The organism is Paenibacillus sp. PL91 (genome assembly GCF_012935325.2).
Classification (GTDB): Bacteria; Bacillota; Bacilli; order Paenibacillales; family Paenibacillaceae; genus Pristimantibacillus.
Map to the genome: position 1 here is coordinate 19606 of NZ_JABBYG020000018.1, position 25621 is coordinate 45226.

Annotated in this window: 20 protein-coding genes and 1 pseudogene; 6 read left to right on the forward strand and 15 right to left on the reverse strand. The window is 48.0% G+C overall.

Translation table 11 applies throughout. The features are described from left to right. Positions 1-52: 52 nt before the first annotated feature. The 3 genes from HI950_RS28130 to HI950_RS28140 form a co-directional block, all read right to left on the reverse strand. Positions 53-784: an MORN repeat-containing protein gene (locus tag HI950_RS28130; RefSeq protein WP_169088897.1), complete on the reverse strand. Its 732-nt coding sequence runs from the start codon at positions 782-784 to the stop codon at positions 53-55. 145 nt (positions 785-929) lie between these two features. Further along, the gene (locus HI950_RS28135) at positions 930-1805 is read right to left on the reverse strand and encodes a DMT family transporter (RefSeq protein ID WP_169088895.1); all 876 of its coding nucleotides are present in this window, start codon (positions 1803-1805) and stop codon (positions 930-932) included. A 104-nt stretch (positions 1806-1909) separates the two neighbouring features. Continuing rightward, complete coding sequence (locus tag HI950_RS28140) at positions 1910-2473, reverse strand: GNAT family N-acetyltransferase (RefSeq protein WP_169088893.1); 564 nt, start codon at positions 2471-2473, stop codon at positions 1910-1912. Between the two features lie 266 nt (positions 2474-2739). Between HI950_RS28140 and HI950_RS28145 the strand changes: the two genes are divergently transcribed. Beyond that, positions 2740-2958, forward strand: coding sequence for an alpha/beta-type small acid-soluble spore protein (locus HI950_RS28145; RefSeq protein ID WP_169088891.1), 219 nt, complete (start codon positions 2740-2742; stop codon positions 2956-2958). A gap of 110 nt (positions 2959-3068) precedes the next feature. On the opposite strand, the gene ilvD is transcribed toward HI950_RS28145, so the two are convergent. Beyond that, a complete protein-coding gene (gene ilvD / locus HI950_RS28150; RefSeq protein ID WP_169088889.1) occupies positions 3069-4760 on the reverse strand; it encodes a dihydroxy-acid dehydratase in 1692 nt (563 codons plus the stop codon). A gap of 371 nt (positions 4761-5131) precedes the next feature. Here ilvD and HI950_RS28155 point away from each other — a divergent pair, with 371 nt between their 5' ends. Together HI950_RS28155 and HI950_RS28160 are read left to right on the forward strand one after the other, a co-directional pair. After that, on the forward strand, positions 5132-5542 hold the full coding sequence (locus HI950_RS28155) for a VOC family protein (RefSeq protein ID WP_169088887.1): 411 nt from the start codon (positions 5132-5134) through the stop codon (positions 5540-5542). A 183-nt stretch (positions 5543-5725) separates the two neighbouring features. Further along, positions 5726-6826, forward strand: a complete 1101-nt coding sequence (locus HI950_RS28160; protein ID WP_169088885.1) for a GIY-YIG nuclease family protein — start codon at positions 5726-5728, stop codon at positions 6824-6826. Between the two features lie 7 nt (positions 6827-6833). Here the strand turns inward: HI950_RS28160 and HI950_RS28165 are convergent, their stop codons facing one another. The 10 genes from HI950_RS28165 to HI950_RS28210 form a co-directional block, all read right to left on the reverse strand. Continuing rightward, positions 6834-7523: an NAD-dependent epimerase/dehydratase family protein gene (locus tag HI950_RS28165; RefSeq protein ID WP_169088883.1), complete on the reverse strand. Its 690-nt coding sequence runs from the start codon at positions 7521-7523 to the stop codon at positions 6834-6836. A gap of 129 nt (positions 7524-7652) precedes the next feature. After that, positions 7653-8720 (reverse strand): DUF418 domain-containing protein, encoded by a 1068-nt coding sequence (locus HI950_RS36825; protein WP_317618462.1) that lies wholly within the window; start codon positions 8718-8720, stop codon positions 7653-7655. Then, entirely contained in the window at positions 8717-9295 is a 579-nt protein-coding gene (locus HI950_RS28175; RefSeq protein ID WP_169088881.1) for a TetR/AcrR family transcriptional regulator, read from the reverse strand. The genes HI950_RS36825 and HI950_RS28175 overlap by 4 nt, the downstream gene beginning before the upstream one ends. A gap of 167 nt (positions 9296-9462) precedes the next feature. Next, positions 9463-12423 carry a GAP1-N2 domain-containing protein gene (locus HI950_RS28180; protein ID WP_169088879.1) on the reverse strand — a complete coding sequence of 987 codons (2961 nt, stop codon included), beginning with the start codon at positions 12421-12423 and terminating at the stop codon, positions 9463-9465. Continuing rightward, positions 12423-13682: a TRAFAC clade GTPase domain-containing protein gene (locus tag HI950_RS28185; protein ID WP_169088877.1), complete on the reverse strand. Its 1260-nt coding sequence runs from the start codon at positions 13680-13682 to the stop codon at positions 12423-12425. Before HI950_RS28185 ends, HI950_RS28180 begins: the two co-directional genes overlap by 1 nt. A 14-nt stretch (positions 13683-13696) precedes the next feature. Next, positions 13697-14332 carry a beta-mannanase gene (locus HI950_RS28190; RefSeq protein WP_169088875.1) on the reverse strand — a complete coding sequence of 212 codons (636 nt, stop codon included), beginning with the start codon at positions 14330-14332 and terminating at the stop codon, positions 13697-13699. Positions 14333-14354: 22 nt separating this feature from the next. Then, complete coding sequence (locus HI950_RS28195) at positions 14355-15641, reverse strand: vWA domain-containing protein (RefSeq protein ID WP_169088873.1); 1287 nt, start codon at positions 15639-15641, stop codon at positions 14355-14357. Between the two features lie 57 nt (positions 15642-15698). Continuing rightward, entirely contained in the window at positions 15699-18125 is a 2427-nt protein-coding gene (locus tag HI950_RS28200; RefSeq protein WP_169088871.1) for a transcription initiation factor TFIID, read from the reverse strand. Between the two features lie 2 nt (positions 18126-18127). Further along, positions 18128-21517 (reverse strand): tubulin-like doman-containing protein, encoded by a 3390-nt coding sequence (locus tag HI950_RS28205; RefSeq protein WP_169088868.1) that lies wholly within the window; start codon positions 21515-21517, stop codon positions 18128-18130. Between the two features lie 24 nt (positions 21518-21541). Then, positions 21542-23284: a vWA domain-containing protein gene (locus HI950_RS28210; protein WP_223285564.1), complete on the reverse strand. Its 1743-nt coding sequence runs from the start codon at positions 23282-23284 to the stop codon at positions 21542-21544. Positions 23285-23471: 187 nt separating this feature from the next. On the opposite strand from HI950_RS28210, the gene HI950_RS28215 reads away from it, so the two are divergent. From HI950_RS28215 to HI950_RS28225, 3 genes are all read left to right on the forward strand, one after another. Then, entirely contained in the window at positions 23472-23627 is a 156-nt protein-coding gene (locus HI950_RS28215; RefSeq protein WP_187768180.1) for a hypothetical protein, read from the forward strand. Continuing rightward, positions 23624-24571: a hypothetical protein gene (locus HI950_RS28220; RefSeq protein ID WP_169088864.1), complete on the forward strand. Its 948-nt coding sequence runs from the start codon at positions 23624-23626 to the stop codon at positions 24569-24571. The genes HI950_RS28215 and HI950_RS28220 overlap by 4 nt, the downstream gene beginning before the upstream one ends. A gap of 108 nt (positions 24572-24679) precedes the next feature. After that, a complete protein-coding gene (locus HI950_RS28225; protein WP_169088862.1) occupies positions 24680-25330 on the forward strand; it encodes a carbohydrate-binding family 9-like protein in 651 nt (216 codons plus the stop codon). A gap of 135 nt (positions 25331-25465) precedes the next feature. On the opposite strand, the pseudogene HI950_RS37130 reads toward HI950_RS28225, so the two are convergent. Then, positions 25466-25558, reverse strand: a pseudogene (locus tag HI950_RS37130) (NUDIX domain-containing protein); the annotation flags it as partial. Positions 25559-25621 lie beyond the last annotated feature (63 nt).

The window sequence follows — 25621 nt, forward strand, 5'->3', positions numbered from 1 at the left end:
AAAATGACTCCCTTCTCATAAAGGAGTCATTCGCATACTGACTAACTAAATATTAAGCCAAAGGAACCCTTCTGGACAAGCGCTCCCATTTATCTAGATACAAATTGATTTCAGACTGAATGCTTTGCAAATATTTTAGATTAGCTTTATTTTCCTTCACGACTGACTCGTCAGAGCTTTTGCTCGAAGCTACGGAATATTCCCTCGTCACGCCGTAATTCGTGTACTGTATCGATTCGAATTTACCTTCCGTCCATACTTTTCTCATATTCACATTCGACCCGGACAACTGAATGTTCGTATTGGCATCCTTATAATTGAAGCTATATGGCTGACCTGCCAAGGAATGGGCAACGGAGAATCCCGCCGCAAAGCGATCATTCGCGAAGGTGCCAAATTGAATCTTATGCAGCTCAACCTTCCCATTATGGTCAGTAACCTTCGTAGAATAAGAGCCATTTCCTACTTTCAAATCTTTTTTCCATTGACCATCGTATGTAATGACAAAATCTTTGTTGTCACTCTTGTACCTGTGCACATACTTGCCGGTTCCAGTGCGCTTGCCATCCACCCAATCTCCGGAATAGGATTTTGTCGGATACCAAGTCATTGTTCCTTTTCCATGCGGCTTTCCATTTTTTACTTGACCGTAGTAAAAAACATTTTCAGAGATGTCAAGATACTGTTTCTTTACGGCCGCATCTGCAGTGGTCCCCCCCAAAGCTGATGTTGTGAAGACAATTGCCATGACAAAGCTGAATACCAAAAAAGTTATTTTTTTCATAGGAAATCACTTCTCTTTCTGTATATGTTTAGAATCATTCTATTAGGATAATAAACACGATATGCGGTTTTGTAAACAGGATACGTCAAAATATAAAAAAAAACCTCTCCTCCGCTTGTGATGAGAAGCCTGATTGATCGAGCGTTTAAGCCTTCCGATTCACAAAATAAATGCTGAGAAGAATGAGTACTAAGCCGAGCAGTAACGATGCGGTGAACGGCTCGTTCAGAAATAACGTTCCAGTCAAAATGGCGACTAACGGAATAAGAAAGGTGAAGGACGCTACCTTGCTTGCCTCGCCCGAATCCATTAATTTATAGAAAACCAACCACCCGATGGCGATGACAAACACCGAAATAAACAGCAGAGTCACCATAAACGCAGGTGTCCAAACCACATCAGACCAGCTTTCCACCTTTGAGCCCAAAAGGGTCATGAACAAGCCGCCTATTATTAATTGAAGCGTAACAAGCCAAATCGGGTCGACGCTTGGCCCCTTCTTCTTCACGTAAATCGTGCCTAAAGCCCAGCTAAGCGATGATCCAAGGGCGAGTAATATGCCTGCAACGGAAATATGTCCGGACAAGCCTCCTGCACCGCTGCAAATAACGCCCACGCCCGAAAAGCCCAGAACTAGTCCCGTAATCTTCAAGCCGTTCATTGATTCCCCAAGCCATAGCCAAAAGAATAATCCGACGAGTACGGGCTGCAAAAATACAATCGCCGAAAACAGGCCTGCCGGCAAATATTTTAGGCCAATCGTCTGCAAGCCATAATATAAAATAACATTAACGATAGCCGATACGACATAAATCATCCATGTTTCACGAAAATGCAAACGTTTATATCGCGGAATTGCAATAACGAGCAGCAGCACGCCCCCCAGCAGCGTTCTTATTCCGGAAAAAAGCACCGGCGGCATGAACGAGAGCGCATATTTCGAGAGCGGCCAATTAACTCCCCAGACGATGACTAAAAATAAAATTAAAAATATCGTTTGATTTCTTGATAGCTTTTGCATGATGTAGGTCCCCTTGTTGTCTGTATGACTGAATCTTATTCCCTCGTGTAATTTCAAAATCAGAAAAAGGAGCATCATAGGTTGCTCCTTGTTTTAAAATCCGGCTAACGGCGGTCTGTTTGATTGGCCAAATCCTCAGCTGTAATCGCATATAAGGCATGATCTTCCCAGACGCCGTTAATGTTTAAATATCTTTTTGCAAGTCCTTCATATCTAAAGCCGGCTTTCGCAAGCACCCGGATGGATGGCAGGTTTCTCGGCATTACGCCTGCTTGAATCCGGTGAAGGCCGAGCTGTTCCAGACCGAATTTGACGCATAAGGATACAGCTTCCGTCGTATAACCCTTACCATTATGCTCTTGATCTAAAAAATAGCCTAGGTTCGCATTTTGAAATGGTCCGCGGGCGACACCTGACAGCTCTATTCGGCCAATCAAAGCATGCGTTTCATTTAAAAATATGCCGAAGGAAAAGGCTTGGTCATTTTCTGCAGCCTTCCTGCCATAGTCGATTTGGTTTCTTTGTTCTTCAAGCGTGAAGTAATGTTCAGGCCGGATGGGTTCAAATGGCTGCAAAAAAGAGAAGTTGGTTTGTCTGACGGCTAGAAGCTCTTCCGCATCCTTGCGAGCAAGCGGCCTTAAATATATGTTGGTACCGTTCATAGCCATACTGTCCCTCCATGCTGTCGTTCCTCAGCCAGCTCGCCGAGGAAGCTGCAAATCCTAATCTTCAAGCATTATACGTGAGCTCGCATACTCCGTCAATGATTGACCAGCCGTTCGGCTGTTAAGATGCTCTGCCAAATCGACGCTTTCTGCAACAATAACCGCTTCGGGGCCGTTTATTTTTTTAAAAAAAATTGTTGGTTTTGATTGTATATATTTACAATTGGTTCGACATAATAACTTTACACCCAAAGAAGGAGTGAACTTACATGAGCAGAAGAAATTCAAACCAATTAGTAGTACCTCAAGCAAAAGCAGCACTTGCACAAATGAGAATTGAAGCAGCACAACAACTAGGTGTTCCGTTCTCGCAAGATGGTTACAATGGCAATTTATCCACACGTGATGCTGGTTCGATTGGTGGATATATTACAAAAAAATTGGTCCAAATCGCTGAACAGCAATTAGGCGGCCAACGCAACTTCTAGAACAAAACCAAAAAGCCCTTCATTATCTTCTAGATAATGAAGGGCTTTTTTTATGATTGATATCAGTCAACAGCCATTTTAATGACCCACTTTATTTTCAGTTGAATGATCTACAGATCTAAATCGGTTACGGCGCCTCTTGATGCGGAGGATACCAGTTTTGCGTATTTCGCCAGCACGCCTGATTTAAATTTAAGCGGAGGCTTGATCCACTCGCTCGCTCTTGCTGCCAGCTCCTCAGGCGTAACATTAAATTGAATTTCCTGCGCTTCGCTGTCGATCGTAATGAGATCGCCCTCTTGCAGCAGTGCTATGGGACCGCCTACCTGCGCTTCCGGCGATACATGTCCTACAACAAAGCCATGAGAGCCGCCGGAGAAACGTCCGTCGGTTAGAAGCGCTACCTCTCCGCCCAAGCCTTTACCTACGATCAAAGCGGTAACAGAGAGCATTTCCGGCATGCCGGGACCACCTTTTGGTCCAGCATATCGGATGACCAGCACATCACCTTTGACAATTTCGTCATTCGTTATGGCAGCTGTCGCCTCTTCCTCGCTATTGTAAACCCGTGCAGGACCGGTAAACTTTAATTTTTTCATGCCTGACATTTTAGCAACTGCTCCATCTGGAGCAAGATTGCCTCTTAGCACGACGAGCGGCCCCGTTGGTTTCAGCGGGTTGTCGAAGGTCCGGATGACCTGCTGATTTTCCTTCAATGGTTGTGCTTCGGCCAAGTTTTCCGCTAATGTTTTCCCCGTTACCGTAAGGCAATCGCCATGAAGGAGCCCTTTTTCAAGCAGCAGCTTCAATACGCCCGGCACGCCGCCATTATCATTTAAATCCTGCATCACATATTTGCCGCTTGGCTTTAAATCAGCCAGATGTGGAACGAGCTTGCGAATTCTCTCGAAATCGTCCAAGGTCAAATCAACCTCGACCGAATGCGCCATAGCCATAAGATGAAGCAGCGCATTCGTCGAGCCGCCTAGAGCCATAACGAGCGTAATGGCATTCTCGAACGCTTTCTTGGTCATAATATCGCGCGGCCGAATATCCTTCTCAAGAAGCTCAATCACCGTTCTGCCCGCTTCTGCGCATTCAACCGCCTTGTAGGAGGAAATAGCAGGTGTGGATGATGAACCAGGCAAGCTCATGCCCAAAGCTTCAACGGCTGAAGCCATTGTATTGGCTGTATACATGCCGCCGCAAGCACCAGCGCCTGGACATACGCTGCATTCGATTTCATGGAGCTCTTCCTCCGTCATTTTTCCTTCTTGATAATGTCCGACTGCCTCAAAAGCCGTTACGATATCCACATCTTTGCCGTTATGCTTGCCCGGCTGGATCGTACCGCCATAAACATAAACAGCAGGCAAATTCATTCTGCCTATCGCCATCATGCAAGCGGGCGTATTTTTGTCGCAGCCGCCAATGGCGACCAAGCCGTCGAAGCGCTCTGCATTTACGACGATCTCAATGGAATCGGCAATAACTTCCCTGCTTGGGAGCGAGAACAGCATCCCTTCATGTCCCATGGATATGCCGTCAGATACGGTAATCGTGTTAAATATCAACGGGGCTCCTCCATGAGCGCGAACTCCCTCTTTTGCCTGTACAGCCAGCTTGTCAATGTGAACATTGCACGGCGTCACTTCACTCCATGTGCTTGCCACGCCGACCATCGGCTTCTTGAAATCTTCATCCTGAAACCCTACCGCTCTTAGCATAGCCCGGTTCGGAACACGGTTTACCCCTTCACTAATCACTTTGCTGCGAATACGTAAATCCTTTTTGTTTTCCATGAAAATCACTCCTCATTTATGTAGCATTGATCGATGTTAATTGTTCAATATGCTCAGCCCGCACGGCTGTTGTCGCCATCTCGGCAGCAAGTCCGTGCAAGGCTTGCCAGAGTCGGATACATTTTCAAAATGTCAGTCTTCTCTATACGTAAACCTTTGTATAATTCCCATAATGTACCTCGACTAGTCCTTGTACCTCAGGAAGTTGGAACGCCTCACAAGAAATATATCGCATATATATACATAAAACAATATATTTCTTTAGGAGAGCCATTTTCAAAATAGCAATCCGTAAGAAACCTAAGTCAAATCGATATGATAAGATGACAACAGGTTGGATTTTCATTAAGCGGAGGAAAGGAAGTTATCTAATGGCAAAATACACTACCTTTATCAAGTCGGAGGATGCTAAAGCGCAAGCCGAATTTTATATGCAGGCGTTAGGGGGCGAGATCCAGTCTATGATGACGCACGGGCAATTGCCAGATGCAAGCGAGGAGCTCAAGGATAAGGTATTGCATCTCTGCGTACTCGCTGGCGGAGTTAACTTCTTCATGTCGGATTCCGTATTCGAACCGCTCGTTAAAGGGAACAACGTTCATTTGGCTCTCGACTTCGAAACAGAAGCCGAAGCCCGGCAAGCCTTCGAAAATTTAGCAGCAGGCGGCCACATTGCCCACCCGTTTGAACCCGCATTTTGGGGCTCGTTGTTCGGAGAAATTGAAGATAAGTTCGGAATCAAATGGATGATCACAGCAGCGCCGGAAGTACGCCAAGGTTAATTCGGTTTCAAATCACTCAGCACGTTCTGCTCGAGGCCGCCCGTTTAACAGGTTGGCCTCTTTTTGATATAGAAATAAGAATACGATAGTGAACCATTCATACAAGGGTTTATCCGAAGCGATGTCGAATAGTGTCGGAGAGATATTTTGCTCTAAAGCATAGAATTAGGGGGATGACGTTCCATGTCGTTCTTATTTAACGCCAGCGATTACCCGCAGAGCCCTGGCTGCTATCTGATGAAGGATTCACACGGCACTATTCTCTACGTCGGCAAATCAAAAAATTTGCGGAGCCGCCTTCGCTCTTATTTCCATAAAAATCATACAGTCCGAAAAACAGTGCAGCTTGTCGAAGAGATTTCATCCATTGAAGTTGTGCTAGTTAATAACGAGGCGGAAAGCCTTCTGCTGGAAAACAACCTCATTAAAATACATAAGCCACCCTATAATCGTGCGTTAAAAAAAGACAACAGCGGTTATGCGTATTTGCAGCTTACAGCAGAGCCGCTTCCTCGGCTCGATGTCTATTACCGCGATCGCAAACGCAATCTAAGGGGTGCTGCATCAAGTGACGCGCATCGTTTAGGCCCTTTCAAAAGCGCGCGCTTTCGGGATGCCTTACTTGAATTCGTAACGGAGCATTATGGTCTTCGCACCTGCAAAAAGATGCCCAAGCAGGTATGCTTGCTGTATCATATCGGCAAATGCAGCGGGGTATGTGAAGGCAAAATAGCTGAGGGCGACTATCTGGAGCATACGAGACAAGCATCTGAGCTTCTCGCTAATCGCGGGCAAGGATTGATCGAAACCTTATACGGCAAGATGGAAGCCTATGCGGCAAAAATGGAGTTTGAGAAGGCGCAGCAAATGCTGCAAAGCATCCGCAATCTGGAGCAGGCAGCAGACAAGCAGATCGTAGATCGTGAAGCCGTCATTGATCAAGATGTGCTTTTTTTCGGGGAAACGCATGTGCTGGTAGCAAAGGTGCAAGAAGGCATGCTGCGTGACTTTCAGCTTGTAAAGCTCGATCATTCTGATCGTGAATCGGCTTGTGACCAGTTTCTTATTACTCGTTACGCCGAGTCGAGCCCCGACGAATTGATCGTAAACACGATTGATGACAGAAAGCGTGTACGCGCTGCCATAAGGGCAAGCGGGAAAAAGCTGCCCGCCATTACACAACCGAAGCGAGGGCTGAAATTCGATTTGCTTCAGCTGTGCAAATACAATTATGACTATCGAATAGAGCGGCTTCATTGCAATCAGGAGCAGCTAATCCCTTAATATTGCCTTAATTTTGAGCGGCTTTAGCCATATCTCTGCTTTCCAAAATGGACGATTCGTACCCTCTGTTGACGATGTGTATCATCGCTCTGCCGAGTTCGCTAAGTGTAATGACATGTCTCGGAAGAACCAGGCGCAGAACCGGATACAACCAAGTGAATGCCGCATAAAAACGATGAGCATTTTTCAAGCCTTTTGTCGGATGAATGTAGCCGGGCCTGAACATATAAGCGCCTTTAAAGGGCAGCTGCAAAAGATGGTTTTCCGTCTTCCCTTTCACACGTGCCCACATGCTTCTGCCCTGTTCTGTTCGATCCGTTCCTCCCGCGGTCACGTAGCAAAAGACCATTTCCGGGTTTGTTCTGACTAGCAAACCTGCTATATGCAAGGTCAAATCATACGTAATTCTGCTGTATTCCGCTTCATTCATCCTTACTGAAGAAACACCTAGACAATAGAAGCAGGCATCGTATCCCTTCAACTGCGGTTCAATGGAGGCTATATCAAAAAGATCAGCGAGCACGATTTCCGTTAGCTTGGGATGGGTGACGCCGGATGGCTTGCGGTTTATAATCAATACCTGTTCCACATCTAGATGACTAAGGCATTCATGTAAAACCCCTTCGCCCACCATCCCCGTCGCTCCTGTAATAATGACCTTTATGTTCTTGTTATCCCTATCATTTTTTGCGAGCATAGAAGTGCATTCCCCCCGAATAAATGAACAATTCTAATAAGTGAAAATCCGCTTACCTATTAGTGTCTTGATCTTGCCCATGTATCTCATGACCCTATGTTAAATGAACGCTCAGTTAAAGTCTAGCCGCTACAGCTTTCGCATGAGTGCTTCAAGAGGACCTCGATCGAACTTCAAACTCCATATGTGAGAAAAAAAGATCGCTGCTGCAAAATAGAAAGTCGAATACAATACGGCGAAAGGAAGTGATTGATTTTCGAGAATGCCTATAGCCTCAAGAAAACCAAGGCCGACAATAACATGCAGGACGTATTGCGTTAATGCCATTTGACCGGTCTGGATAAACAGGGAAACGAAACGACGTGCGCCCCTCATCTCCGCAACATAAACCGATAGCAAAATAAATGCGATGGCCGTACTTGTTGCCGTGGCCATGTACCATATATTCGGCGGCATTGGTTTTGTCTGAAATAAATAGACAGCCGCTTCTCCCCCGAGGTAGATGCTGCCAATTTTGATCGCGATAACCGAAATGATTTCGAGCCCAATAGCAATGATTAAGGAGGTGGTCAACCATTTTCTGCGAGCGTGGTGGTCTGCCATATCCATTCTCCCCATCCACATCCCAACCAAAAAAAATGAAAACCAAGGCAGCGCCGGATGATAGCCGTTGAACCATAAATGGCGCATAAACCCTTTGATCGTCCAAAAATCCGTATAGGTGTGAAAGGAAGCGTTCCAACCAATTGTATAATCAAAATTTAAAAGGAAAAATTGCGAAGCAAGCACGATTACAGCCGCAATGCTCAAAACCATTTTGTTAGAGGCGCGGATAAGAAATGATGCAAGAAATAAAAATAACGCATAGTAATGCAAAATATCAGCGCTCCAACCAAGGAAGAGCAGTATAAAACCAAGAAGCAGCAGGTAGATGGATCTTTTCCAAACGAGATTTCTGCTCTTTTGCATTTCTGACCGATTACCTTGTCGCGCTTTTCGTGTCATGATTGAAAAACCAATGCCAGCCAGCACGACGAATACAGCGGATGCTCTGCCCTCAAACAAACCTGCGAAGGTTATTAGCCAATCCGGTCCACCTTTGTCCGCCAGCATAGAAATTTTAAAGTTCACGATAATCATGCCAAATATGGAAAAAGCACGAGCTAAATCAAAACCTGTAATCCTGCCGCCGCTCACTTAGATACAGCTCCCTGCAAAGTTTGATGCACGCATTGACGCCATAAGCCTTCATAGTCAAGCCCGATGCCTAAGCCCATATAATTGTCGATTTGATCAACGACCAACGTCATCATTTCAGCTTTCACCCGCAGATCCTCTCCCGTCAAAACTCCGAGCCTCACCCCATGCTGAAGCAAATCTTCAAACCCTTTCACGTAAGACTCGATGATGGCTTTAACAGGCGCCAAAATTTTCTCATCTCTAGTGCTTTGAATCATAAATTCCTTCATAAGCAGGGAGTAAAGCGGATCGTTGCGCTGATCTTGGATCATCGTCAATCCGCATTGTATAAGCTGCTCCGCGAATCGGTCTGCCGTAAAGACTGGAAGTGAAAAGTATTTTTCAAATCGGATTTCATCGCATACCGCTTGCAGAAGCGCATCAAACAATACTTCCTTTGATGAAAAATAATAGTAAATAGCGGGCTTGGAAATACCGACCTCCTTCGCTATCATGGAAAGACTCGTTTTCGCATAACCGTTTCGGGCAAATAACTGATATGCCGTATCCAAAATCTGCTCATAAGTATTCATAAAAAATGGTCCCCCTTTTCACTCTCCTTACTTACCGTCCGGTAAGTAAAAGAATAGCGGAAATTGGATAAATTGCAATATTTTTATTTAAGCTATTTGATTGGTTGCTTACAGCGAAAAAAATCCGCCAGTCAACTTAGAAAAAGTTAACTAGCGGATTTTAATGTTCATTTATCGACAACTTGCAGTACGGTAAGCTCATACGCTGCATCTCCAACTCGGATGAGGGTATCAGCCGGCATATCGACCTGCTTGCCTAAGTCTACAATAACCCGGCTCACATAGCCTTCTTGCTCAGGCTCATTGCTAGGTATTGGGCTTTCGGATTCAGAGCCAGTATCATTCGGGCTGTCCGTTTCCTCGCTCACGGCATTATTGGTCGCAGTAACATCTTCTGCAATAGGCGTTTCTGTAGGCTCAGCCGTAGACGGTGCCTCGGACTCGGTCACTGCCGAATCTGCTGAATCCGCCTTGGCCTGTGATTCCATCCCCGCTGTTCCGCAATTTGAAGCTACCTTTAACGCGTTATATTCAACCGGTTCAGCACCCGGCTGCTCGATCATTAAGGAGTCTGGTGCAAATTGAGCGCAAGCTGCTGCATCCTTGAACGCGAATACAAGGGAGGTCGTTGCCTCTTGCCCATTGCTTGCCGCATTTTGCTCCGCGTATACGATCGTTTCGGGCTTGGTTAATCCCACTTCGGCAGTAGGCGTCACCTCAGGCAAAGCTCCACCCTCCTGCGTCTTCTCTCCCTTGCCAGTGAAGGACTGCGTCAAGCCCGCAACGACCAACACAATGCCTATCGCCGCAATCGATGTAATCAAGGTCGCTTTACGATTCCGGCGAAAAAGCTTGGACAGCGGCGAGGAAAGCTCCCGTTCTGCCTGCTTGTACACGGCAGTAAGTGCAGGGCCAGCCTTATCGAAAAACTGCTTCCGATTCGCGCGTTTCTTGAAAGCATCTCGGTCATATTTCTCGAAATAACCGATTATGGCCGTCTTATAGGCAGGCACGAAGCCTCTCGATCTCATGAAATCAGGGTGCTTCTCCGACAGTTGAAAAAATCGGTAAATCATCTCTTTATTCGGTGCATTCCGCTGCAAATAGTCGAGCAGCCCTACATAATCTACCGATTCCAAATCTGAGCTGCTGAGATAAGCCAGCACATGACGGGGAGCATCCTCGATCTCCAGCTGATTTGCCAAAAGCCGTCGTCCAGTCAACTGCACACGGTCGATCTCAGCCGGCGACAATCGATTGAACAAGGTAACCGTCGGCTCTGGCAGCACGAGCCATTCGTACATGGCAAGCAGCTCAAGAGCGGCTGATTTCTGCCTTGCGTCCTGAAGCTGGCTATTCCACCGCTGCAATTGGTCTTTGAAGCCGAGGAAACTCGCTTGCCTCAACTGGTCATTGGTGAGCTTGTCCATATCAAGCTCGATCAGCATCGCACGATAAACAGCAAGCTCGAGCTCCTTGAAAAGATCTTCAGCCTCATGGGAAGCCGTCTTCCCTATTCCAATCCGGGCTTCCTCACCCAAAATGCGCAGCTGCGCGAGCACATTGCTAGCCGCTGATAGGGAATAGCTTTCCCGCTCCAGCTTATCCGTCAGCTGCTTCCGCGCTAGCGTCTGAAAAGGCTCATAGCCATACAGCCTCGGATGAACGCTTCCCCAATGCACAATCTCCTCCAGTACGCTTTTTGCCCCCACTGCAGCCTTTAGCTTCTTTTCCAGAAAAGAAATGAATAAGCTGCCGGTCAAGGTTGAATCCATCATCAGCTTCGAAAAGAACGCCTTGCTTAGGGCTGGATCGCTTTCAACGGCTGCATAGACGGAAGCTGCCGTTTCTTGCACGTTCAGCCTGTTCGCTTGATTGAGCGTGTGGATGAAGAAAGTAACGATTTTGCTTTCAATATTTTTGCCGTCGATTCGGTAGTAGTCCTTAAATACGTCTATTATGAACGGTTCCGACACCAGCCCCTGCCGTACGCGATCGAATTCATAATCAAATCGGGATAGGAGCAAATCATTCAGCCGCATCTTGGAATCAAGCGAGCCGGTTGGCTGCAAATATTCGAGCAAGCTGCGAAGCACAGCTGTTTTATGCGCTTCATACAGCGCTTCATTGCCTTCCTCAATCTGATACATCACGCAAAGCTCGTGATAGGCAGATGCTGCGATTTGACGCTCCGGTCCCATCCCTGCCAGCATGAGCTCCGCAAATTGAAAGAAGCCGGCCATATGCTGAGGGCGCTCCAAATGATCCCATGCGAAATCCAAATACGGCTGATCCGTACCGTCCAGATCGACGTTGATTATCCGGCCGTTAGCGAAATCAAATGTAAAATCCTTCTCGATGCTTCGGTCTCCAGGGCGCAGGCTTCCCTGCTCCACAAATGTAAGATGCACCGACTTGCGGCTTTGCGGCTCTTTCGCATACGTAATAAAGCCAAGCTGCTTGCGGAAGGCATATGGCAGACTCGCATAAAGCACCTCAAGCAGCTGCTTTGCTTTGCTCGGAAGCTGCGCGATCGGCACGTCAAGCGATACGTAAATCTTCTTCTTGCCGCTGACCGCTGACATTACCGCATACAACAGCTGCTTAAATGACTTCTCGTCAATGTTCAGCAGCGTTAATAAGGAACGATAGGATGGCTTAATCGCTGAAGCCGCTTGAACCGGCAGGTTGGCTAATTCCGCGATCTCCGTACCGCCCGTTATATCATAGCCTCCCGCAAAGGATGCTTGCAGCCAGTTCTCATAGTCTTTTGCCGGGGTATTCGCGAGACTCTCTGGGATGATATAGTTATGCGTAAAAAACGCGCTGCGAAGCCCGGTGAAATCTGCCGCCTGATAGACGCTTCGTCCAAGCAGCACGTCGCCATTGTCCAGATGGAGCAGATGCATCGTCTCGGGATATGCATCGGCATCCTTCTCTCCGCGCGTCGCCAGCTCAGCAGGCGCATCGTATACGCAAAAAGGATGAAGCATCTTTTTGATAAAAGAAGGGTCTAAGCCGCTAGATTTGGCGATCGTGTCATAGCCCTCCGTGGATCTGAATATACCGCGTCTCTCCCGTGCGTACATCTGCTGCTGGATCATCCTGAGGGGCATAGAATCGCGCACTATTCTCTTCTCCCCTCAATGAAGTTCAGCTTATAAAGCAGCCAAATGAAGGGCTCGTCCACACGGATTGGACTTACGACGGTTTGGAGCTTCTGATCGACGGGATTGCTGCCCAGCGCGGATACCGCGTAGTAAGCCGTATCCTTGAAATAAACATCCATCGTTCCTTTGAACGGACGATCGACCTTCTCGATGAAACGCCTGATTTCGCCGTCGATATTTTCAAATTCAGTAAGGTTGAAATAATTGCGGTGCACCATATTGTTGAAAATGTTGCTGTTTGATTTAATATATTCGCCGTCCTCATCCTTTAAGGAATGAAGCATGTCGCTCTTCGTCAGCACGACGGCTGTCGGTATATCCGTTTTGTTGTTTTCCTGATACGCAATAAAATCGCCGAACATCGTCAGGACAACATCACGCGGCTCGTCATATTGGGATACCCATTCGCCGGGCTTATCGCCGATATTCATTCTAATTTTTTCGCGGATGGAACGAATTTGCAGCGGATCAACCATGAGCAGAATGCCTGCCGAATTTTTAATATGCTGGCCGTGCAGGCCAAGGTAATCCTGCTCGACCATACCCTCGCCCGCCACATCAAAAAACACGAGCGTAAGCGGCGGCTTCGAATCATCCTTAAAGACGAATTGGAAAATAAACGGCTCCTGCATCTTCTCCTTCTGCGTGGAAGCAAGCAGATCGCCGCGCTCGAATAGCGGCTCCTCGTAATAGGTGCGGAACTTGCGGCTAATCTCCGCGTTAAGCGGCATGCAGGCCGCATTAAAATGATCCGCCGTCGTATTTTGCAGCGTATGGATCAGTGAAGTCATATACACTGATTTGCCCACTTGGGATGCTCCTATAATGGAAATGATGTTGCTTGGCACTTTGCCAGCCGTCACCGGAAGCTCGTTATGGCATTTCGGGCAAAGCCTTCTGCGCGTTAGCTCGCCGTATCGGTCATTAATACCGATCAGCACATGGTCAGAGTAAACCCGATGCTCTTCCGGCACGTCCACTGGATGTAGCACCGCTTCCATATCATGAACGGAATCAAGACCGAAGCGCTCGCGGTATTTGTTCAGCTCCTCGTCTTCTCCAAGCGCATAATCCTCATCATCCTCACGGGAATGGGCTGCGCGGAAAACGACCTCATCCGGCGTGAATTTGCTAAAGCAGTAGGGACAGACGATATCGTAGAACAACGGACGCGGCTTCGTTTCCGGCTTTTTTTTGAAAAGATCGAAAATGCCCATGCGATCTTCCTCCTTTATACTGATATCAACTCGTACGTTTGACCGTATGTTCGGCCATCTGTAAAAAACAATCGAATAAAATCCTGTTTGCCGATCTCAATGGCAGGCAGGACATTTTTTCCCGCGGCAAAAGGGGCGACAAACGGATATAACATGCCGTCTTCCTTGTTCGCAGGATAGCTGCCCTGCTTCTTCACGTAGCAAAGCACATCCTTTGCAATCGGAACCTCGGTCGTCACTTGAATTTGAATCGTTTTGAACTTCCTGAAGAGACCGCCTTTGTTCGAGATCGAATAATAAATCTTAGCCCTACCGGCACTGATTTCGATACGATTCTCTCGGTTAGCCTGAAGGATGAGCTGCGGTCCTGCGCTCCCCTCCAGGCAGGCAAATACCGTAAAGACAAACAGTCCGACGCCTTCTATTCGGCTATGGTAGCCGTTATTCGCTTTATACTCGGCCTTCGTGTACAGCTTTAGATGACGAGTGTCCGGCGTACCTTCCTCCAGCTGCTCGGCTGGTTTTTTCCAAATGTAGACCGCATCTATCCCGCCCGGCCAAATCCAGCGCAGCGTGCAGCGGTCCTCCTCCACTGCGCGAGTCAAGCCGCTGATGACCGGAGAACCGTCCTCTGCATCGATAAAACGCATTTAAATCCGCCTCCCGCATCGTTTAAAATCCATGACTGCGGCTATCCTTCGTCCGTCCGCTTATGCCCGTAGAAGGACGGTCGCTTGTGCTGCTTTTTCTGCCGCCTCCGCGTAGTCTTGGGCTATTGCTGTCTTTGACAGGAACAATAAGCGTGAATACGCTAATGATTGCCGCCAGTACGAGAACAGCAAATAAGCGGGACAATCCATCCGAGAGCATATGGCCTGATAAGCCGGAGTCCAATATGAAGCCTGCCAGCAAGCCGCCTACTATACCGCCTGCGCCAAAGCTGACCGCCAAAAATCGATTGTCAAACACCAGCCCAAGCGACACGCCTATGGCTGCCCCGATAATAGCTAAGCATATAATTCGAAGCAGCGTATAGAACGTACTGTCTGCAAGCTTGCCTGTGCGCTCTGTCAGGAGTGTCTGCTTATCAATCTTGTCGTATATATTTTGGAATACGAGTCCCAGTCCGTTCGCTTCCGTCACATCATAGTAGCTGCCGCCAGTCGAATCCGCAATTTCCCTGAGCAAGGCTGAGCCTCTAGCATCAACCACGCTGAGACCAACCGTATTCACGACGATTTGCTGCTCTTGATACGCCGCAATTTGCTCATTCAAGCTTGATTCGCTGAAGCCGTCCGACAGCAGGATGACCATCTTGCCGCGATCAGCGTCTCCCATACCTTTGATCGTGTTCATGGATTCATCGAGCGCCAGACTGAAGTTTGTACCCCCATTTGTCGGCTCAATCGCATCGATCGCGGCATTCACGGCATCCTTCTCGGCCTGTGTGCTTACGCTTGTGAAAGGCTGAAGCAATTCCGCAGTATCGCTAAAGGCCACAACAGCCACCCGCTTATCGCTTTCCATGTTGGCAATCAGCTGCTTCGCTGCTGCATACCGCTCATTGTCAGGATCGGTCTCAAGCATGCTCCCCGAATTATCGATCGCCAGCACAATATCCTTTACCGGCTTCGCGCCGCCGAATTGCAGCCCATAAATAAGCTGAACCAAACCGCCGACTACGAACAACAGCAATAACGTTGCCGGCACAAGCAGCTTCCATGACAAGCCAGTATAACGCTGACGCCAAGAAGACCCGTTTAAGCGCGGCTCAATCAACTCTGCAATCAGGCAAAACAGCCCAATGCATAGAGCGACGACGCCAAAATAGAGGCCGACAACGACAAAGCGCGGCCAGCCCTCCGACAATTGGCCCAATACCACTTCGCCGATTGCAAAACCTATTGCTCCTCCTATTAAGCTGAACAACAGGAGAAATCCATTTATTTTTCGTTGCATAGTGACAGCACCCTTCTCCCTTGCTAGTAGACCAGCGCGACTAATGATGTATACCGGTCAGCGAAGCTTCGGCAGATGGGCTGGATCAAGCACGTGAAATTCGTACCCATTCTGCAAATAGGTTTCATAATATACTTTGCCGTTTCGGTAATACATCAAATCTTCTAAATGAAAGCCGCCCATTAAGTTTAATTTCAGAGCGCCGCTGCTGCGCTTCTCGTGGACGCAGCCGAGCTTGTAAATGCGTGACGTTTCGTCAACGCCAAGCGCATAGCGGATAAATTCGCTCTCTCGATCTCCGAACAAATACTTTTCCTCAGAACGATGCTCGTGGGTATAGTCGAGTAGGCGAATATTAATGGACGCGTTATCCTCCAGCGTATGGTATAGCTGGCGGAACAGCTCCTCCCGCGTCAAAGCTTTACGATTGCTGTAAGCCACGGACACATTCGCCCGCAGCAGGAGCTCTTCCTCGAAAGGGTGGGCAAACGGCTCTGCGGTCAATAATTGCTTCCGGCATACATCGATCAATCGCGCTAAGAGCACGGAATCTCCTTGCTCCAGCAGCTCCGAAACGCTGCCCACGAAGCGCTCCTCGAAAAACGCCGACGCGCCGCGTTTTTCTTCTATATCCTGCATGATGCCTTCGGTTACGCGCTCATAATATTCGTAGATGTTCTGTCCGATATAATCATCTGCCGTGCGAATGCTTTGCAGCGCAGCCGCCTTCAGCTCAACCCCCAGCTCATCCATCTGCTTCACGGACTTGCGGTACTCTTCATGCAGCTGCTCCAGCTCGCGCGCGAACCTTCGATACAGTGCAAGCTCTGTCTCCGTTTGCAGCAGCTGCCATTTCAGCCGATAGACCTTATCAAAGAAGACCCGTATAAAGGAGCGCAGATTTTGCTTATCCATAAACGGTAGGCGTTGAAATTTCAAATCCTCGACGCGCGATTCGCGGGTACGTTCAAGCTCCTCCTGAGCAAGACCGGCCTCTCTAACCAAATCTCGTATTCGAGCATGAACAGCGTTCAACGCGCTGCCCGGTTCATTCTCATCGGTCCACTCGGACACCTGATAGAAGCTGACCTGCGGCTGCTCCTTCCGATTTCGGCTGATGATGCGGCGCAGCTCATCCATAGGCTTGCGTTCACCGAGACGCATTGCTGCTGCATCGGCAAAATGTTTACGGAAAAAGGCTTCGCAGCCATCGCCGAACACAGCTTCCTCTGCTTCTTGCAGCGACATACGGCGCAGCTGATCAAAACGAATGCCGTTCGTTAAGAGACCTGCCATATCAACGAGATTATCCTCACTCGGAACGATTTGGGCAATCCGCGCCTCCATCGCCTCGGCATCAAGACCAAAAAACGCCAGCTTTTCTTTGCTTGCAAGCTCTGGCATCGTCTTCAGACGCGCTGCCAGCTGCTCAAAGAAATGGTACAGCACGGTCAAAGCGATGGAATAAGCAGGACGCTTCACTTTGGCTAGGCCAGCCGATACGAAGCCCTGCCTTCCCGATTCGGATATAAGGCTATTTCGGAACGACGAATTGTTGTAGCTTCCGTCATTGGACTGAATCTGTGCATCCGTTCGCTTCCTGTTCTTCAATAGCAGAATATGGCAAATGATTTCATAATTATCAAGCATGCCGTTTAATGTTGTCATTCCCCGCTCGTTGCGGTCAGATAAAATATAGACCAGATCAAATAGCGGAGAATGCTTATGAACGACAGGGATCGTAAGGCCATCGCTGGTCACCTGAAGGTTCGCGGAGTACGAATAATCCAGCTGCTGCATTCCCTCTAGCTCACGAAGGAAGCCGATTCCCGCAGCACCCGCATAGCCGAAAGTCTCCGACTGCTCCCGCTCGTTGATCAGGGCGTACAAATCCATTTGCACCGATTTAAAGAGCTGCAAAAAAATCGATTGCGCAAGCAGCGATATTTCCGGAACAAGCACGTTCATTGGATCATCAACCCTAGTAATGACGGCAAGGTGAAGGCGATCGAAGGAAGCATACAATCGTCCGTAGTCGGCAATCGTATCGCTGACTAGGCGCAGCGCCCGGTTGAGAGCAACCAAGCAGCGCCCCTCCTCGCGGAAGGATACAGCTATATCCTTGCGCACCGCCTTGTTATCGCCTTTAGCCTTCGTTAGACCGGTCAAAGGGACTCGTATAACCTTAGCAGCTGATCCGCTATTTCCCGCCTCGCGATCGGCTGTCGCCGGGTTAGTCTGCTTCCCCTGCTCGGTGCTGGCATCTCCTTCTCCGGATGATATATGGAGGTAAATAACACCGGCATTGTTATCCCATTTCAGCTCATTCGAGCGAATCATCGGTTCAATCGCTTGTTCCACTTCATCGCCGATGAATAGAAATACGGTCGGATAATGAATGCTGCTCTGATCATCCTCAAGACCTCTTAGCTTCTGTTCGGAGGCCGAATAATCGGCCGCAAATTGATCCAGCATGACTCTCATATCTATTTCAACTTTCTGCGAATTTCATTAAGTTTAGAAGTCATTTCCTTGTAGAATCGGTGCAGCTCCTCGCCGTTAGCCAGCTCTACCTTCTCATACTCCAGACGCTCGCGCGCATCAAGGAACGTTCCGAACAGCTCCTCCAGCTTGTGAAGCAGCAGCTTCGTATCCTCGCTTGCCGTCAATTCATTGACTCTGCGTCCCGCTTTGCGCATAAGCGTGCTACGGTTCTTCTCCTCAAGCCGGCGGAAGCTCTCGAACACTTCATGCTCCACATAGCTGCTGCTCTTCATCAAGTTAGCGAAAGGCGACCAAGCTTCCTCCTCGGCATCACGGTCGTAAACGTAAAGCGCACCCTTCTTGCAAATCGTATCCGTGTACAGCGCCTCGATAAATTGATCAAGCCATTTTTCCTCATCCTGATGCTGATGAAGCAGCTGCTCAAGCTCGTTTGCTTTAATGGCAATCGACTCGTACTTCGCGAGTTCCTCGCGAACCCGGCTAAGCTGCTCCGGCGAGCGAATGAGATTCTCCTGTGCCAGCTCCTCAGAGAAGCTACCGAAAATATCTTTTGTCGATTCAAGCTCCAGCCCTTCGGAGAGCAGACGCTTCAATTCGACTAACGCTCGTTTTACCTCGCCCAAATTAGGCTTAGCAGCATCCAGCTGCATATTGAAAGGCTTAAGCGCATCAGCAAGCTGGAACGGCTTCGTGAAGCGAACCGAATAACGGCTGCTCGTATTTTGATCAATGCCCTTTTCCACAATAACGCGGAAGCTCTCCGCCTTAGCGAACTCGGCGCGAACTCTTGCATTATAGCTTTGCACGCGTGGATTCACGTACGTATCTCCCCATGACTTCTCTGGAATCGGAGACGGCAGGTACGTCCAATTGTTGCGATCGGTTTGCACCAAGTGGCGCCCGATGCCTTCCTTGTCCAAAATCGTCCGTTCATAGCTTTCCTCATACACCTTAAGAGGCGTATAAACGAATAAAGGCACACCGTTTCTCGTATTCAGCCAGAAAATCCGGTTTTTCACTTCGCTTTCCTTAATCGTGAAGTGAGATTTGCCGATCGAGTTATTTTGATAATTCCGAATGCCTCGCAAAATGCTAGGCGCCTGTACAGGCACCGATACGAAGCCCCAAGAAGGAACATGCAAATTGCCCGAGCTGTTGCTGAGATGGAATACAGGCACTGCTTCCTCATCCAGCTTGCTCGCAATATGGCGTTCAACAAACTTCTCGATCGATTCGTCGTTCCCGTATTTCATCACGAGAAACTCTTCCATCGATTTCGTAATGAGGTCGCCGAATTTATCGGTCAAAAATTCCGAGATCGAGCTGACGATATCAATTTCCTGTTCCTTCACCCAAAGGTTCGAGTGATCGAGCAGCTCCTGCGTAAAGTCGCGAATCAGTTCATCCCCGTCCTTCTTATCCATTAAACGGCTGATGACATCGGAAATGTCAGGCACCCCGACGATATTCCAGTAATACGTTTTGTTTCCTTTATGGTCTGCTTGCTCTTCGCCACTTGTAAGAAGATCGCCGTTTTTGGCAAAGATCGTATTCAATACATTTAAAATTTCAGTGAACACGTTATAAATCCGGTTATTCTCGTTGTTCAGCAGCTGGTGCAGATCCTCATAAAACTCGATGAGCTGCTCCATGCGCTCCACATCTGCAAGCAGCCAGTACTCATTGATTTTCGCTTCAATATAATTGTTTTTCTTCTTGTCCTTGGACACGAATGCGCTCTTCGCATCGCCCATGCGTTCTTCCGCTTGCTCTCTAGCTGCTTCAATCTCTCTCGGCAGCCGCGACAGTCCTTCGCGAAGCGTCTCAATATAAGAGAGCATCATTTTCAATAAGCAAAAGCCTTTCTCCGTATACAAAAGACGAGATACATAGAACGGTCCCTGCTCCGGATGAAGAAACGTACGGCGAATTTGATCGGTAAATTGCCCGACGATTTCGCCCGGCAACTGCTTCTTGGCCTTGATGTATTCCTCTCGCGCTCGGGCCAAGAAATTTTGCTCCAGCTCAGTATCCATGTTCACGGCTTGCATTTTGATTACGTTGTTGTAGCTGAGACGCTCGCTGTTCTCAAAGCCTGGAAGCGGCTCGGGCACGCGCGAATCAAACGTCTTCATCATCGTTTCGAGATCGATGCCAAGCTTGCGCGCAAACTTCTCCACGTCGTCCTGGCTTGGCGCTTTCTCGAACATTTTGTCCATTTTATTAAAAAGCCGGTAAGCCAAATAGGTCGTCATTTCCTCAATCGGCAGCACTGCCGAGGAGGCTCCAATGATGTTGTAGTCGTAGTTAGCCGGATATATCTTGTTCATTTGGGCGATATTCGTCCGAATGTTGCTGATATAGTCGTGAATGGCAAATTCTTCGCCAGACTGCTTTTCCTCGCTGGAAATAAAGTTCGTAATGTTCTCCGCCGTCACGTTCATGCAGTAATCATAGGCATTCTCGAGCAGCTTGCCTTCCGCATTAGTAGCCGAGATAAGATGGCATAGGTTAAATGGCGGAAGCGGCGAATTAACGGACAGGATATTGCCATACTGCTGCTTGAACCGCTCTCCCCTGCTGTCCACATTCATCCAATAATCGAGTTCCTTCAGCGCAGCGTAGCCGTTTTTCTTAATGTACTCGCGTGTATGATCGCTCAAGCTTTTGTTCGAAAGGTTGATGTCCGGCGTGAACAAATAGCCTAGCGTATTGACCCGGTCGATGCCTGCAGCGCCATGGTCGCGCTCGATAATTCCTCTGACGATATACGAAATATCAAGGAAGCAGCCGCTGCCTGTTCCGCCGGATAAGCCGGTAAGCAAAAATACCATCAGCTTCTTGTTCGTACCGACAGACAGCGTCTTAATTTTTTTGTCGATGCTTTGCACAACTTGGTTGATCTTTGTGAACAGCAGCAGCCGTCCTGCTTGGCGAACGCCAGCCGCACCGTTCATGCCATCGGTAATGCTCAGCTCCGGCGACAGCCAATCGGTAATGTAAGGCTCCAAAATGCTGCGGTTTTGCAGCAGTCCGCCAACCTCGGCATTAGACAGAAGCACAAACTCATTGATCGGATCGAGGCCGATCCCTTTATACTTTTTATTGCGATCCTGTTCATTCGTCTCGAAGGCAAGGAACTCGACGTTTTCGGGCTTATCCATCTTTCTCTTGGAAACCGGATCTTCCGGCAGCTTAAAGCGGCGGTTAATTTGATATTTCAAACGAAGCAGCGCGTCAATGCCTGTGCCGCCAAGTCCAATAATTAAAATCGGGTTATCGATGGTGTCCACTCGAATTTTTTCGCTGACAATTCCTCCGCCTAGCGAAACGTCGAGCTGTTGTATATGTTCTCTTACGATTGGTTTCATTGTTTACGACCTCCAGGGCTCTATTTAAACGAGATATTCGATAAAAATCGTTTTGTCCACCTGCTTCAGCGAAACCGTAATGCGGTCCCCGCTCTTCATTTCCAATTCGCGTGACGCATCGATAGCGCGACCCGACTTCTCTATCGTGCATGTTGACCCGTTTTGGAGCACGATGCGATCGTTGCTGCCTGGTTTTAAGACCACCTTCTCGGTCTCCTTCAGCTCTGGTGCGAGCTGCAGCAGCTGGTGGAGCAGCAGCTTGCCCTTGAAGGCTGTAAGCTTCTTGTACTGCGGCGACGTTTTGTCCCCTGTATTCTCATCACGGATCTCAATGACGAGCTGGCCGACAAAGCCGCGGTTCGCCTGCTTCAGCAAACGCATAATGAAATAGGCTGCCGCCAGCAAAACCACTAAGCCTAATGCACCTAAAATGACAGGGACAAGAGGGAATGGTTTTTTTTCTGTATCTGCTGGCTGTGTTGGCGTCGTCTGCCCTGTCCCTCCCGATTTGGCCGTAATCGTTACCGGATCGGTTTCCCGGAAGAAGCTTTCCTCCTCCGCCTTTACCTTGATTTCATAATCATGCTCGTCGGCAACTGTATATGTCCCTTCGAAATGATCGCCAGCGTTTTGCAGCGGTACTTCCTCGGATTTACCTGTGTCCAAATCTTTAACGAGTAAAACCGCACTCATGTTGCTGTACTGCTCCTCGTCCGCTAACTTTTGTCCGCCGCTAACCAGATAAGAGCTAAATTTCACTTTATCGCCCTTCGAATAGCTTGTTTTCGCAAGCGGGTCCATCGCTAAGCTCAAATCATAGTTGAAGATGAGATTAATATCGATTTTATCGCGATTCACACCTTTGACCTGCAGCGTCCAATCACCTTCTGTCGGTGTAAGAAGCTTGATCAGGGAGTAGCTCTTCGACTTTGACTGCAGAACGTCATCCGACGGAATCGGTACGCTCTTGCCTGACGGATCAAGCAGCTTGGCTTCAATCGGCTTGGATGACATAATCGAAATGTTCGCTTCCAGCACATTCGCATTCGGAACCGATATTTTCACGTCCTGGTAGCTTCCGTTAGCCGTAAACGAGTCAACCGGAACGACATTTAGCTCAAGATGGCTCGCGAAAATTTCACTTAATATTTGCGGCAGATCGTCCGCCGAATTGGTTGAGAACGATTTGCCTCCGGTTACGTCCGAAAGCTTGGCTAATGCTTCTTTATTTAATTTGCCGTCTGCATTCAGCCCAATCGTATAGATCGGCACATCTTTGTCATTCGCTTCTTTTAACGCTTTCTCCATATCCGCATCGGACTGGGCCTGCGTTCTGCCGGAATTATCATTAAAATCGTTATTGCCGTCAGCCAGCAAAATAATCATTGGCTCGTGATCCGGATCTGCACCGTCATCCAAAATTTGCACGGCTTCCTTAACCCCGACAGATACGTCCGTGTAGGCGCCGCGATTCAATTGGTCGATAAAGCCCTTCAGGTTCTCCTTATCCGCAGCCGATCCGATTTCAAGCAGCGCCTTCTCGCGCTGAATTTCATCGGTATAGGCAACGATTCCTACGCGATCCCCCTTGGTCGACAGCATATCGATGAACATCTTCATCGCTTCGTTGCCAATTTTGCCCGGATCGCTCTTGCTCATGGAATGACTGACATCAAGCACCAGCACCGCATCGATTTGCGAGGCGCCTTGTGCCGCATGTGCCGTAGATAAGCTGCCGAACGGGAGCAGCAGAATGGCGGAAGCCATTATAAGTTGACGTGAAAAACGTTTTAGTCGATTCATATTTGTACTCCTTTGTAATAGGACAAACGGTTCTCCCATGCTAGTCCGATAGTCACTGTTAGTCACTGCTTCAAGTATAATGTTATACTATAAAATAAGTATACCTGATAGATTTCCATAAATCACTTTTACTGTAAGCGAGGTACAGCACATGGTTACATACGTCTGTCTTGGACTATTGTTTCTTTTTGTCACAATCAGCGTCATCGGCTATCGATCACGCAGGAGACGAGCCCCTTCTCCCGAGCAGGTCAATAAGCTGGTCTTATCTATTCTAAAAAGCAGCGGGCAGCGTGATCGCGAATGAGCAAGAAGCTTCCGGTACTACTCAACCCTTATATTAAAACACGCTTTCCTTACAATAAGCTTAAAATTTGCCGTCGATGCAATAACTTCACTGTACTCGGCGAATCGGAATGCCCGGTATGCCGCAAATTTGCCCTGCAAAATGTGGAGAATCGGGCAGCCTCCATCTTGCAGCGATCGATGTGGAGATCGTGGCTTATTGTATTGCTAATCATGACCGTTGGGCTAGTGATGAGCGAGTCAACGATGCAGACTATTCTATTCGCCGCAGGGTCTCTTCTTTTACTCGCTCTATTATGGACGACACAGCGACGGTCGACCCCTGCACTTTTACTATCACAGCTTGAAAAATTATTTCAGAAAGAAGCTTATACGCTTTTTGCCGGCCTCGTTAATGACCGAGAAATGGCTATTCAAGTATTTCATAGCGGCGACAAACCGCTTGCTTTTGAAATGCTGCGTGAGATCGGTGCACTGGTCCATACTGATCAGCTTCGGGTTGAGCAAATATTGCTGCTCCAATCGTTCGTGCTGCGCAAGGACATGGATCTTATGCTGGATCCGCTGTTAATGAATCACTTCAATCCCGATCTTGTCGAGTATATAGGCGAGATTGCAAAAATTAGGCGGGACCTCATAAAAGAAAATACGTTCCGCTATGTTATGCTGCATGAAGCCCAGATTTTGAGGATGGAGCATGGCGAGAGCATTCTAGTTAGCGTTACGGGTGCAGCGGTCAGAATGAAGCGATATATCTCACTCTATCCCTATTTGATTATGCGCTACGCTCGAAAGCTTCCTAAAGACCGCTTTCTTCGGCTTTATCGCATTATTCAAAACAGTCCAAGCTCAAGCTCCAGCTCTTTGTACGAAGAAGTTATGGGCATTTATAACGAAAAGTATAAATGGGATGAAGACTTCCAGCTCAAAAGCAAGGAACACTGATTTTCAAACTAAATAAATGTGAATGGGCGCAAGCACGTAGATGTGATTGCGCCCGTATTGCAATGGCTTCTTAATGGCAAGATACTTTTAGAAAAAGAGGTGTGGCAATTGTCAGTCGATAATCAGGCAGCATCAGACGTTTATTACTGTAAACCAGCTAAATTTAATGGTCTTCCCGATCGATTAGAGACGGTGGACTGGAGCGACTGCGGCCATGTCGAATTAACGGACACCGTAACAGGGCTGCTGCCCTTTGAACACACAGAAGTTCAAGCATGCTGGAGCACAGATAGCTTGTACGTTCGATTCTTGTGCCAGGACAATCATATCGTTTCTGATTTTACCCAAAAGGACGAACCGTTGTACGAGCAGGATGTCGTAGAATTGTTCATTGACGAAGAAGGACTGGGACAGAGCTATTTTGAGCTTGAAGTCAGTCCGCGTAACGTCATTTTTGATGCCAGGATTGAAAACGATGGCAAAGCTTCCGTTACAGGGACTGATATGGAATGGAGCTTCACTCAGCTTCAAACGATAGTTGAAGCCGTTGACGAGGGCGTATTATGCTACAGCATCCGTATTCCTTCCATTAATTTCAAGCGTAAGCCTGAACCGGGAGTCAGCTGGAAGGTCAATTTTTACCGGATTGACGAAGGGAAAAGCGGAGTCCGGCAGTTTCAAGCTTGGCGGCCGACACTTGCCATCAATTATCATATACCGTCGCGATTCGGAACGTTGAAATTCATTGAAAATGTTTAAAAAAATATGGCCCCCTCATAAACATATACGTATATGAAGGGGCTTTTCCCCCCTTAAACTTACAACGTATATACATCATAATCGAGATACTTATGATTGGTTTTGATCACACCCTCCACCTTAGCTAAGCCTGCGCTAGGCAGCGCGCTTTGATAGAAATGAAGGGTCGCATGACACGCCTGTCTCTTCCTTCACTTCCCGAATTGCTGCATCTTCAAAAGTTCCCCCCTCCTTCTGCTACCACCCGGAATCATCCCAATAAATTCATACCTTATCCCTTCCTTTTTGGAA